This is a genomic window from Pseudomonas baetica (assembly GCF_051216495.1).
Lineage (GTDB): Bacteria > Pseudomonadota > Gammaproteobacteria > Pseudomonadales > Pseudomonadaceae > Aquipseudomonas > Aquipseudomonas baetica_B.
The window spans coordinates 82,757-95,609 of sequence record NZ_JBPKAM010000010.1 but is presented as its reverse complement, the minus strand read 5'-3'; the positions used below and the strand labels follow the sequence as shown (position 1 = coordinate 95,609).

Below are 12,853 nucleotides of genomic sequence, written 5' to 3'. Positions count from 1 at the left end.
CCCACAGGTTCATCGACCAACCTGTGGGAGCGAGCCTGCTCGCGAATGGATCTGTGATTCACAGCTGATCCAAGGTCAAACGCGGAAGTGACTCACCATCATCTGCAACTGATTGCCCAATCGCGCCAGTTCAACACTGGACTTGGCCGTGTCATCGCTGGCCGCAGCCGTCTGTTCCGACACATCGCGCACGTTGATGATGCTGCGGCTGATTTCTTCGGCCACGGCGCTTTGCTGTTCGGCGGCGGCGGCGATTTGCTGGTTCATCGATTGGATGTTGGACACCGTGCGGGTGATGCTTTCCAGCGAATCGCCGGCCTTGCGGGTCAGGGCCACGCTGCTGTCGGTGAGGGCGCGGCTGTTGTTCATCACTGCCGCCACTTGCTGCGTGCCGTTTTGCAGGCCGGCCACCAGGCCTTCGATTTCTTCGGTGGATTTTTGCGTGCGCTGGGCCAGGCCGCGAACCTCGTCGGCGACCACGGCAAAACCACGCCCGGCCTCACCGGCACGGGCCGCTTCGATGGCGGCGTTGAGGGCCAGCAGGTTGGTCTGTTCGGCCACGGCCTTGATCACGTCCATCACGCTGCCGATCTTGTCGCTTTCCTGTTGCAGCACGCTCATGGCCTCGGTGGAGCGCACCACCTCGCTGGCCAGGCGCTCGATCTGGGCAATGGCTTCGTTGACCACTTTGTCGCCTTCACGGGCTTCGCCATCCGCAGCGGCCGCCGCTTGCGAGGCCTCTTCGGCGTTGCGCGCGACTTCCTGCACCGTGGCGGTCATCTCGTGCATGGCCGTGGCGACCTGATCGGTTTCGACTTTCTGGTTGTTGACCCCGGCGCTGGTTTGTTCGGTCACGGCCGATAACTCTTCCGCGGCGCTGGCGATCTGGGTGACGCCGTCACGAATACCGCTGATCAAATCGCGCAGGGTCACACCCATGCGCGCGATGCCTTGTTGCAACACGCCGAGTTCGTCGCGGCGGATCACAGTGACGTTCTGGGACAGGTCGCCGCTGGCGATGCGATTGACCACGGCCAGGGTATCGCGCAAGGGGCCTGTGATCTGCCGGGTGATGAGCACGGCGGCAATGATACCCACCAGCAACGCCAGCAAGGTGCTGACCAATTGCAGGGTCTGGGCTTTGGCGCTTTCGGCGTCACGACGATCGAGCTGGATCTGATACAGCTGTTCGCTCAGGGAGACGATGGCGGCGCCCTCGTCGGTCATTTCCTTGCGTGCCTCTACCACGTCACTGTTGGCGGTTTTGTAGGCCTGCAAGGCACTGCGATAGTTGCCCAGCGCGGTTTCCAGTTGGCGCAGGGCGTCTGGCTGAACGTCGGCCAACCGTGCATTGAGGGATTTCACGCTGGCGATGGCAGCGTCCAGTTGCGCGACGGCTTTCTGCTCGGTCTCGGCGTTGGCGGTGGCGGTGTAGCCGCGCACTTCGTAGCGAGCCAGCAGGAACGCTTCCCTGGCGGCGGTGATGGCCTGGAACTGTTCGAAACGCTGATCGCTGCTCGGCAGTTGCTGCACACGGGTGTTGATGTCGTTGATCAGTGTGTTGGCGGTTTCCGCGTTGGCAGTCATGACGTCCCGTGCACCGTTGCCAGCACGGTAGGCGCCCCGCATTTTGTTCAGCGACGTTTTGTAGGCGTCGATGACCGCGCCTTGCTCCTTGAGCAACTTGATGTTTTCCGGGCTCTTGAATTTGGTCAGGATGGCCTGGTGTTGTGCGGAAAACCCGTCGAGGGTGTTCTGTACATTCTGCGCGAGGGCTTCATCACCGTTGGCCAGCATGTATTGCAGACGCACCACGCGCAACTTGGTCAAGCCTGCGTTGAGCTGGGTGATGTCGCTCATCCAGTTGCTGCGATCAATCAGGCTGCCGAGGCTGGTCCAGCCCGTCAGCGCCAGGACGCAGGTCAATGCCAGGACCAGGCCAAACCCCAGGCCCAGTTTCAGGTTCACGCTGATATTGCCGAACCAGCTATTCATCAAAATTCCTCCAGGAACGTGGTGCTTCTCGATCGTCGGTTGGCTGGAAGATTGTTGTTTTTAGGTGCCAGCAAGGTGTGTAGAAGGTCTGTATCGGCCGCTACCGCGAGAGCTGAAAGGATTTTGTTGGATTGATCTGTAACAAGGTTTTTGGCCAGCCTTTAAGCTTTTTTTCACAAGCGTTTCACTGTCAGCCCACGCCCCGCTCTCTACCCTCGGCGCATCAAATGAAGGTGTGCATGCCGGCGAGGCGGCTTGATGTGGAATTGAGACTGAGTTTGTTCGGTGTAAGCCGCTCGATCGATTTGGGTGGTTTGGCCCGCTATCGCAATGCCGCCGTGGTGTTGGCCTCGGCGCTATTGGTGATCCCGCTGACCGTGTTTTTACTGCGTCCCGCCGCCGTGCCAGACCTGGCCCATGGCAACGTCGCCGGCGCACTGGCGCTACAGATGGGGTGGGCCAAAGGCGACATGATCGTGCTGGTGCGGCATGTCGAGCGCTGCGACCACTCCCGCGCCCCTTGCCTGATCGGTATCGACGGGATCACCGACCGCTCGCGCAGTGTCGCGGTGGCCGTCGGCGCGCAATTCGAGCGGTTGGGCCTGGGCAAGGCCGACATCTACAACAGCCCGATGATGCGTACCGCGCAAACTGCCGGATACATGTTCAACAAAGTCGGTACAGGTGATGAGTGGTTGATCAACTGCAAGGGCACCATGTTGCGTGACGCACTGGCGCACAAGGTGGCCGGGCGCAACCTGATTCTCGTGACCCACAGCGAATGCATGTCGCAACTGGAGAAAGACCTTAAGTTGCCAACCTCGACCCTGGGTTACGGCGCTTCTCTGTTTATCACCGCCGAAGCCCTCAAGGCGCCGCGCATGCTGGGTTTCATCGAAGCCTCGGACTGGCATTCGGTGACCTACAAATGAACTCACGCTCTGAATCAGGAAACACCATGCCAACGCCGTCCCGTAACCGTTTTTACTGGATGAATATCGGAATACCACTGGCCTGTGCGGTCGTGGTGTTCCTGTTGTTTGACCTGACCAAAATCGACATTGCCTTCAACGATCTCTTTTTTGATCCGGTAACGCAGACCTTTCCGCTGGACCATGTGCATCTGTTCGAAAAGATCACCCATAAATGGGCGCGGATCATTCCGAACTGGACCGGTGAACTGGCGGTGGTGGGCGCCGTGTTGTCCTTCTTTTGGGCACTTTTCAAAGTGGAAAAACACCCGAAGCTGCGCGCCTTCCTGGAAAAAATCAAAGTCGCGCCGTTGTTGCGCTTCACCCATAAACATCGCCGGGATTTTCTCTACGTGGTGTTTGCGTTTGCCATCAGCACCGGCCTGATTCACTACCTCAAGGGCCACACCAGCGTGTATTGCCCGATTGAAACGACGCAGTACGGGGGCAAGATCGAGCACAAGGAATGGTACGAGAACTTTGATTTGCTCAAGGTCGCAGGCGATGGCCGCTGCTGGCCGGGCGGGCATGCGTCGGGGGGCTTCACCATGCTGGCGCTGTACTTCGTCGCCCGTCGCTATCGCTGGCGTTATTCGAAAGCGTTGATGTACGGCTCGTTGGGGCTGGGGTTTGTGTATGGCACGACGAGGGTGCTGCAGGGCTGGCACTACATGTCCCACACCTTCTGGGCCGGAATTGTTGTGTGGATGGCCTGTTTGCTGACGGCGCTGGTGTTTTATGGACGGGCCCGGCTGGAGCAGCCGGTGTTGCAGAAGGCCAAAAAGCCGGTGTTGGTGGCTGAGACCCAGCCCGGATTTTGAATTGTGTTGTCCGGGAAATGGCTTTCGCGAGCAGGCTCGCTCCCACAGGAGATTGCAATCCACTGTGGGAGCGAGCCTGCTCGCGAAGAACGATAACGCGGTCCCAGACGCATCAACCCAACTGCCGCGACCATTGCCGATCAGGATCCTCCCAAACCCGGCTGACCAACGCCGTCAGCACATGATCCTGCCAGCGCCCGGCAATGTTCAGGTAATCCTTGGCATACCCTTCACGTTCGAAACCCAGGCGCTCCAGCAACCGCGCACTGCGCTCGTTTCCCGGAATGTAGTTGGCCATGATCCGGTGCAGGTTCATGGTTTCGAACATGTAGCCAATGCCCACCTCGAGCGCTTCTTGCATCAAGCCCTGGCCCTGCCTGGATTCGCAGATGTGGTAGCCCAGATAGCAGGCCTGAAAGGCACCGCGCACGATGCCGCTGAAATTGCACGCGCCGATCATCTGCCCGCCGTCACGATCCAGCACGGCGAAATGCACCGCGTACCCTTCATCAAAGGCCATGGCCTGTTGCGCCAGGCGCGAACGGATTCTTTCCGGGCTGTAGTAGTCGTCCGAACGAACCGGCGACCAAGGCGCCAGGTGCGCGTGGTTGCGTCGATAGAAGTCGCTCTCCAATGTCGCTTGGCTTGGGCTCAGGATCGCCAGTGTCAGGCGTTTGCAAGGCAGGGTGAGGATCGTCATCGGGCGCTCCGGGGCGCGAGCCCCCATCGGTGGAGAGAATGACGAGCAATCTACAGGCAAAAAAAAGCCCGCGGGAGGGCGGGCAAACCGTAGTTTCTTGAATGAGCGAGGGAAATGTACAGGTACCGGGATTAAGGCAGGGTGAAGAAATGTTCATGTGCTGATCGATGGGCGGTGCTTATGTTTCGTATGCGTGACATTCAGCGTCGGATGTTACGTATGCAGAACATCACGCGACGTAACTACATGCCCAAAATGATGCACCCAAAGCCTCACCCCCAACTCCCCCGACCGATCCAGTGACGATCCCACCGTCAAATCCGTGATCAATGTCGGCTGCAACCCCGCATCGAACAGTGCGAACCCTGCCGCGAGGCAGCAGGTTTCGGTTTGCAGGCCGCACACCAGGACTCGATCCACGTTCAGGCTTTTCAGGTACTCAATGGTCTCGGGCGTTGGCGCGTAGCCATGCTTGATGAAGATGCGGTCTGCGTCGATCAGGCTGTCGTCATCCGGGGCAGGGTGCCAGCCGAGTTGCTTCTGGAAGGGCGTTTTCGCTTCGTCGTGGCGTTCGACGGTGGCGACGCTGGGTAAGGTGCCGATGAGCTTGGCGATGCCATCAATGAGCCACTGCGGAGGCGCGAAGCAGGGTTGCACATCGATGATGAGTAAGGCTTGATACATGAGTCGATGTCCGGTTGGATCCGATTTATGTCGTCAAAAAAATGGCTTATTTTTGATCGGGTTGATCGCTTGGTAACAAAATAGACAACCTATTGACAGTGTTCGTTTGATCTCCCATCATCGGCCGCGTTTTGATGGCATCGCGCCATAAAACTGTCATTGATGACTGGCTAGTTTTACACGCTTCACATTCGTATACGATTAAACCGGCCCAACCGTTAGCGGATTTCAGACACGAGTATCCGCTTGAATCTTCAGGAAGAAATTTCATGTTCGTTGAGCGAGTACTGGTCACAGGCGGGGCAGGTTTCATCGGGTCGCATCTTGTAGAAGCATTGCTGGCCAAGGGGTACAAGGTTCGTGTGCTGGATAACCTGTCCACTGGCAAGATCAGCAATTTACCGATGGATAACGCCAACCTGAACCTGGTCATCGGTGATGTCGCCGACAGCGCCGCCGTTTCCCAGGCGATGCGCGATTGCACTGCCGTCGTACATTTGGCGGCCGTCGCTTCGGTGCAAGCCTCGGTGGATGACCCTGTCGCGACCCATCAAAGCAACTTCGTCGGCACCCTCAACGTCTGTGAAAGCATGTTGAAAGCCGGGATCAAACGGGTGGTGTTCGCCTCCAGCGCGGCCATCTATGGCAACAATGGCGAAGGTTCGGCCATTGACGAAGACACCCCCAAGTCGCCGCTCACGCCCTACGCCAGCGACAAACTGGCCAGTGAGTATTACCTGGACTTCTATCGTCGCGAGCACGGCCTGGAGCCGGTGATCCTGCGCTTCTTCAATATCTTTGGCCCGCGCCAGGACCCGTCCTCGCCGTACTCCGGCGTGATCAGCATCTTTACCGAACGGGCGATGAACCGGCAGCCGGTGTCGATTTTCGGCGACGGCGAGCAGACCCGCGACTTCGTCTATGTCCAGGACCTGGTGAGCATTTTGCTCCAGGCCGTGGAGGCGAACGCGCCGCGTCCGGGGGCGGTGAACATCGGCTTGAGTCGTTCCACCAGCCTCAATGATCTGATCGCTGAATTGGACAGTGCCACCGGCAACCCCTTGACGGTGAACTATCAAGCGCCACGTCAGGGCGATATTCGCCATTCGCGCGCCAACAACGCTCGCTTGCTCGAGCGCTTCAATCTCCCGGAACCGACGTCCATCGGCCAGGGCCTGGCGCAACTCATCCGCAGTCTGTAATCCGGGCGGTTTACCGTCTGGCATGCAGTGGTATTGGTGCAGTTTTTTCAAGAGTGAGTTATGGAAATCGTTTTTCGCAGGACGCGTGTCCGCTCGGTCGCCAAGCGACTGTTAGCCGCTCTGGCACTGTGTGTGAGCGGCCCTGCCGTGCAGGCGGCCACCTTGACGCCACCCTCCAGCGTGACCTTCTGGTATGCCGACGAACCGCCCATTTCCGAGCTGGCACAGTTCGATTGGGCCGTGGTCGAGCCGGGGCATGTGGCGACCAGCGACGTCAAAACCCTGCGCAAGCTGGGCAGCCAGCCGTTCGCTTACCTGTCGATTGGTGAGTTCAGTGGCAATAAGGCGGCCATCGACAAGGCCGGCCTGAGCAAAGCGGTCGGCCCGGTGCGCAATGGCGCCTGGGACAGCCAGGTCATGGACCTTGCATCGCCAGCGTGGCGCGAGCATTTGCTCGGCCGTGCCAAAGCGTTCCAGGCCGAAGGTTACGCCGGGTTGTTCCTCGATACCCTCGACAGCTTTCAGTTGATGCCGCAAGGCGAGCGAGAAAAGCAGCGCCTGGCCCTGGCCAGTTTCCTGCGCGAACTGCATCAGCGTCAGCCGGACTTGAAGTTGTTCTTCAATCGCGGTTTCGAAGTGCTGCCCGAGCTCGATGGCGTGGCCGCGGCGGTCGCAGTGGAATCCATCCATGCCGGTTGGGATGCATCCGCCAAGCGTTATCGCCCGGTGCCGGAAGCCGATCGCCAGTGGCTGGAAACCCAACTGCAACCCCTGCGTGCCAAAGGCATCCCGTTGGTGGCCATCGACTACTTGCCACCTGAGCGTCGTGAAGAAGCGCGCAAACTGGCCAAGCGTCTGCGCGATGAAGGTTTCATTCCGTACATCGGCACCCCTGACCTGGATTCCATGGGCATCAGCAGCATTGAAGTCCAACCGCGTCGCATCGCGCTGGTCTACGATCCCCGCGAAGGCGACGTGATCCGCAACGCCGGCCATACATTGCTCGGCGGTCTGCTCGAATACCTGGGTTACCGGGTCGATTACCTGGCCGCCGACGATTCGTTGCCGGATCACCGCTATAGCGGTTTGTACGCCGGCATCGTCACCTGGATGACCAGCGGCCCGCCGCAGGACGCGCCGGCGTTCAACCGCTGGCTGGGCAAGCGCCTGGACGAACAGGTGCCGCTGGTGTTCTTCGCCGGCCTGCCGGTCGAAGACAAACTGCTGCTCAAACGCCTGGGCCTCAATCGCGGTGCGCCTCCGGCCACTCAGGCGTTGACCATCACTTATCAGGACAAGGCGCTGCTCGGGGCGTTCGAAGCACCGGTGCAGCCCCGATCCCGTGACCTGACCGCCGTTTCCATTTTGGAGGGCGGTCCTAAACCTGCGTTGTTGTTAACTGGCGAAGGTGGCCAAACGTTTGCCCCTGTGGCGGTGGCCAGTTGGGGCGGCCTGGCCCTGGCACCCTATATCCTGGAAACCAACAACGAACGTAGCCGCTGGATCCTTGATCCGTTCGCCTTTCTCCAGGCCAGCCTGCGCCTGCCGGTACAGCCGCGTCCGGACACCACCACGGAAAACGGTCGACGCATTGCCACAGTGCACATCGATGGCGATGGTTTCCCGTCCCGCGCTGAAGTCCGCGGCACGCCTTATGCGGGCAAACAGGTACTCGATGATTTCATTCGGCCCAACCCGTTCCTGACCTCAGTATCGATTGTCGAAGGTGAAATCTCCCCGCGCGGGATGTTTCCGTTTCTGGCCCGCGAGCTGGAGCCCATCGCTCGCGAGTTGTTCGCCAACCCGAAAGTCGAAGTCGCCACGCACACTTTCAGCCATCCATTTTTCATGCAGCCGGAAGTGGCGCAGAAACGCGAAGGCTTCAATCCGGAATATGGCCTGAAAATGGCCATTCCGAATTACGACAAACTGGATTTTCGCCGCGAGATTTTTGGCTCGCGCGACTACATCAATCAGCAGCTGACCACCCCGGAAAAACCGGTGAAGCTGGTGTTCTGGCCAGGCGATGCCTTGCCGTCGGCGGCCACGATCAAGCTGGCCTATGACGCGGGCCTGAAAAACGTCAATGGCGCTGAAACCATGCTGACCAAGGCCAACCCGTCGCTGACCGGCCTGAACCCGTTGCTGCGACCTACCGCCGGTGGCTTGCAGTACTACGCGCCGATCATCAACGAGAACCTCTACACCAACCTGTGGAAAGGTCCGTATTACGGCTTTCGCGATGTGATCGACACCTTCGAACTGACTGACAGCCCACGGCGCTTGCGTGGCCTGCACCTCTATTACCACTTCTATTCGAGCACCAAGCAGGCCTCGATCAAGGCGATGAACGAGATCTACGGCTACATGCGCGAGCAGCAGCCGATGTCGTTGTGGATGAGCGATTACCTCGATCGCCTGCACGGCCTATATCAGGCGAGCTTGGCGCGGACCGTCGACGGCGACTGGCAGATTCGCGGCATGGATGCGCTGCGCACCGTGCGCCTGGACCCGCAAATGGGCTGGCCGGATCTGCTGCGTTCCCAAGGGATCGCTGGCGTGCGTGATGTGCCCCAAGGGCGCTACGTGCACTTGAGCAGCGACAAGGCGTTGTTGGTGTTGCGCCCGGATCGTGATCCCCGACCTGCATTGGAGGAAGCCAACTTGCCGTTGTTGGAGTGGCGTTATCTGGATGATCAGCGCGTGAATTTTTCCTTTGCAGGTCAAGTGGACCTGAGCTTCTCGGTACGCTCGGCGAGCGCTTGCCGGGTCGAGGTGGATGGACAGCGTTTTGCCGGCAAGGCATCCGGCGGTCTGTGGACTTTTCAATTACCAATGAAGCAGGTGAGTCATGGTCAACTCCTCTGCAACTAAAAACACCAGACTGCTCAATCCATGGGCATTGGCGGTGGTCGCGGTTGCCGTGGGAGGTCTGCTGTGGGCGACCTTCCAGCGTGAAGAAGTGTTCCAGCCCGATGGCCGTGAACCGGATGCGGTGTCGGCCAACTACGCCGAACTGTTGCTGACCGCCCACCCGGAAGATGACCACCTGCGTTTGCAACTGATCGATCTGTTGATTCGCCTCGGTGACTACGCCAAGGCGCGTCAACACCTGGAAAACTGGCCCGAACCGAACCCGCAATTGCAGGCGTACTACCGGCTGGAGCTGGATGCATTACAGGCCGCCAAGGACAGCGACCTGATCACGCAGCAGGCGTTGGTCGAGCGCCTGAAAAGCTTCGATCACCGCTCGCTGCCGCTGCCGCAATTGCAGAACCTGGCCAAGCTCGCTCTGACCTTGCAGGCGCCGGCCTTCGCCGCCAGCGTCTATGAAGAGATTGCCGCCCGCGATCCGAAGCAGCGCATCGAAGCGCTCAAATCTGCCGCCAAGTGGTATCTGGCCGGCGAGCAGCCGGGACGCGCCGCAGACATCTACCTGGAGCTGAAAAAGGACACCGATCAGGCCGGCGAGCGCCGTGAGTTTGCGCAGCTGGCGTACAACAGCCTGTTGGCGTCCGGGCAGGGCGATCAGGCAGCGCAAGTACTCGCCGATGAGATTGATCTGCTGATCAACCCGCAAACCGACACGGCCTGGGTGCAGCAGGGTGTCGATGTGGCCATCGCCAGCAAGCGCTTTGACCTGGCGCAGCGTTTCCTGCAGCAGTGGCGCGTCTTGCAGCCGGACAACCCGCAAATCCTGCAGAAGGATTTCAGCATGCGCCTGGCGCTGGGCGATTTGCCGGGTGCCTGGGAAAGCGGCCAGCAATTGCTGGAGGAGCACCCGGAAGATCCGCAACTGCTGGAGCAAATGGCGCATCTGGGCGAATGGCGCGGTGACATGGAGGCGTCGCTCGACTACTGGATTCGCCTGCTGAAGTTGCGTGAGTCCGAAGAAACTCGCGAGCATGCCTGGCGTCTGGCCAGCCAGCAGTTCGACTTCGACCGCTCGATTCCTTTGCTCGCCGGGATCATGGAGCAGCGTGCGTTGACCGACATCGAGCTCGATGCGCTGATCTACGGTCACGAGTCCCGGGGTACGCCAGAGCAGGCCGAAGCCTGGTTGCACACGTATCTGCGCAAGTATCCCCAGCACCGCCTGGCCTGGACCCGGCTGCTGCAAAACCTGGAAAACACCGGGCAGTACACGGCCAAGGCCAAGGTCTACAAGGACTATTCGAAACGCTTCACCCTGACCACCACCGAGCGGGTCGACTGGGTCGACACTTACCTCAAGCTGTTCGATAACAAATCGGCGTGGCAGGTGTTGCAGGTCGATAACCGCAAGATTGTCGATCCGAACTATTGGCGTTCCCGCGCCGCGCTGGCCTGGGACCTGGAACTGGACGATGAGCTGCAAGTGTCACTGGAGAAAATGCTGGCGCTCAAAGGCTCGCTGAACAGCGGCGACGAAAGCCAGTTGATCACCCTCTATCGCACCAACAAGCCCGAACGCGCCTTGCAGTTGATGATCGGCAGCTGGCAGCGCAGCCATGATCAGCAGCGACTGGTGGAAGCCTTGCAGCAAGCCCAGGAGTTGCAGGACTGGTCGCAGGTGCAGTCGCTGCTCAAGGACGCCGAGCAGTACCCGGACGCCTATGGGCAGGCCCAGGTGCTGGCGGTGCGTGGCGCCCTGGCGGTGCAGAACGGTCAGACCGAAGAAGCGCAGCGCCTGTACCAGGAAGGCCTGACGCGGTTCCCCGAGGACAACCTGTTTCGTGAGCGCCTGATGTGGCTCTACGTCGATCAGGGCAACACCGCCGAACTCAAGCCACTGCTGACCAAATGGAAGGCACAGGCCCGTGAAGACCGGATCCTGTGGCTGCCGTTCGCCAGTGCCAGCCAGATGCTGGGGCGCGACAGCGAAGCGTTGGCCTGGTACCGCATGTACCTCAAGACCAGTCCGAACGATTGGCTGGTGCAAGCGGCCTACGCCGATGCGCTGGACAGCGCCGGTTATCAGGATGCGGCCCAGCGCCTGCGCCTGAAGTTGCTGCGCAGCCCGGAAGGCGAAAGCGTGCAGCCATCGTCCCAGCGTTACGGTATCTGGTTGCGCTTGATGGCGAGCAGCTATTCGCCGAAGAAGGCGCAGCAGGAAGTCCTGAAGTGGAAGGATGGCTCGCCGGCGATGCTGCAACTGTGGTTCGAGCGATTGCTGGCGCGTCTGGACGCCACCAACCAGGAGTCGCAAAAAGACCAATGGCTGGATTGGGCGCGCAGTCAGGGCCTGAAGGTCGAGCGCTATGAGCAGATTCAGCAAGCCCTGCGCAGCCGTAACAAGGCCCAGGTCGAAACGCTGCTGGCCAGCAGCGACCTGAACCCGGCGCAGCGCGCCCAGGCGCTTACTCGCCTGGGTCGCCTGAACGAAGCCCTCGACACCAGCCTGACCGCGCTCGGCGACGATCAGCCCGAAGCGATGCGCGAACAACTGCGTCGTCAGGCCGTGGAGATCCATGAACGTACGCCGCAAGGCGCGCAGTTGTCGTGGCATGAGCAGGACTTCGGCGGCATCGAGTTCAAGGCTCCGCGCCTGGAAATCGCCCACAACCTGGGGGATCAGTGGTACGCCGACCTGGAGCTGGAACAGGGCGACTACAGCGGCGATGACATCGACTCCTCGAAGGTCGGCGAAGAGCGTAACGCCGCCCTGACCCTTATTCGTGGCGTCGAGAACGGCAGCTACAAACTGTTCGCGGACACTAGCCAACGCAGTGACGACGACCGCAATGGCCTGGGCCTGTCCCGGACCTGGCAACTGGGCGTGAGCGATGAGCTGGAAACCGGCGTCGACTGGCATCGCAAGAACGAAGACAGTGGTTTGATGCGTGCGTTCGGTCAGCAGGATCGAGTGTATCTGGGTGGCCGTCACAGCCTGACCGCCCGCGATCAGTTCAGTTGGGAAGTCGCGCAGCGATCGTTTTCCACCCGTGCCGGCGACGATCTGGGCGATGGCCATGCGCTGAAAATGGAGTACAACCACACGCTGGAATTCGCCGGGCCCAATTGGACCGTGCGCAGTGGTGTCGATTATCAGAAGAATCGGGTCAAGGACAAAACGCTGGATTATCTGTCCAGCAACTTCGGTGGCCCGGTCATCAGGGCAGCGCCTGTGCAGACGTTCGATACTGAGACCGGTTTGCCTGATCCGATCAATCCATCGGACATCGAGACCGTCACGGCCGATGACCTGCTGCAAAGCCGCTATGGCCAACTGTACTTCGGCAGCTCCTGGCGCCGAGGCTTGCCGGGGGCGCTGGTGCGCACCAAGCCGCAATACACCTGGCTGGTGGACCTGACGACGGGGTGGCAGTGGACGGATTCAACCTTTAACTACGGCATCAGCACCGGGATCGGCGTTGAGGTGCTGGGTGATGACGAGCTGGCCTTCACCTTCGGTTACCAATCCGCGCCACAGGGCGGGGACGGCAAGTCGGGCGGAACACTGGGCGTGAGCTACGGCCTGCGCTTCGGACGCTGATCATG

The 12,853-nt window shown here is 60.2% G+C and carries 8 protein-coding genes and 1 pseudogene; 5 read left to right on the top strand and 4 right to left on the bottom strand.

The genetic code is table 11. From position 1 onward, the window contains the following. Positions 1 to 75: 75 nt before the first annotated feature. Together ACSFE6_RS06545 and ACSFE6_RS06540 are read right to left on the bottom strand one after the other, a co-directional pair. A complete protein-coding gene (locus ACSFE6_RS06545; RefSeq protein WP_435426831.1) occupies positions 76 to 780 on the bottom strand; it encodes a methyl-accepting chemotaxis protein in 705 nt (234 codons plus the stop codon). Between the two features lie 201 nt (positions 781 to 981). Beyond that, a pseudogene (locus tag ACSFE6_RS06540) lies at positions 982 to 1,860 on the bottom strand (methyl-accepting chemotaxis protein); the annotation flags it as partial. Between the two features lie 395 nt (positions 1,861 to 2,255). Between ACSFE6_RS06540 and ACSFE6_RS06535 the strand changes: the two are divergent. Then, positions 2,256 to 2,927: a histidine phosphatase family protein gene (locus tag ACSFE6_RS06535; protein ID WP_435426829.1), complete on the top strand. Its 672-nt coding sequence runs from the start codon at positions 2,256 to 2,258 to the stop codon at positions 2,925 to 2,927. A gap of 26 nt (positions 2,928 to 2,953) precedes the next feature. Beyond that, positions 2,954 to 3,787, top strand: a complete 834-nt coding sequence (locus ACSFE6_RS06530; RefSeq protein WP_435426828.1) for a phosphatase PAP2 family protein — start codon at positions 2,954 to 2,956, stop codon at positions 3,785 to 3,787. Between the two features lie 112 nt (positions 3,788 to 3,899). Here ACSFE6_RS06530 and rimJ read toward each other — a convergent pair whose 3' ends face one another. Next, positions 3,900 to 4,487 carry a ribosomal protein S5-alanine N-acetyltransferase gene (rimJ, locus tag ACSFE6_RS06525; RefSeq protein ID WP_435426827.1) on the bottom strand — a complete coding sequence of 196 codons (588 nt, stop codon included), beginning with the start codon at positions 4,485 to 4,487 and terminating at the stop codon, positions 3,900 to 3,902. Positions 4,488 to 4,700: 213 nt separating this feature from the next. Next, entirely contained in the window at positions 4,701 to 5,171 is a 471-nt protein-coding gene (locus tag ACSFE6_RS06520; protein ID WP_435426826.1) for a cysteine hydrolase family protein, read from the bottom strand. Between the two features lie 269 nt (positions 5,172 to 5,440). Here ACSFE6_RS06520 and ACSFE6_RS06515 point away from each other — a divergent pair, with 269 nt between their 5' ends. From ACSFE6_RS06515 to ACSFE6_RS06505, 3 genes are read left to right on the top strand one after another with little or no spacing between them, the layout of a single operon-like run. Beyond that, on the top strand, positions 5,441 to 6,373 hold the full coding sequence (locus ACSFE6_RS06515) for an NAD-dependent epimerase/dehydratase family protein (protein ID WP_435426825.1): 933 nt from the start codon (positions 5,441 to 5,443) through the stop codon (positions 6,371 to 6,373). A gap of 60 nt (positions 6,374 to 6,433) precedes the next feature. Further along, positions 6,434 to 9,247, top strand: a complete 2,814-nt coding sequence (locus ACSFE6_RS06510; protein ID WP_435426824.1) for an endo alpha-1,4 polygalactosaminidase — start codon at positions 6,434 to 6,436, stop codon at positions 9,245 to 9,247. Next, a complete protein-coding gene (locus ACSFE6_RS06505; protein WP_435426823.1) occupies positions 9,225 to 12,848 on the top strand; it encodes a tetratricopeptide repeat protein in 3,624 nt (1,207 codons plus the stop codon). The genes ACSFE6_RS06510 and ACSFE6_RS06505 overlap by 23 nt, the downstream gene beginning before the upstream one ends. The last annotated feature ends 5 nt before the right edge of the window (positions 12,849 to 12,853 follow it).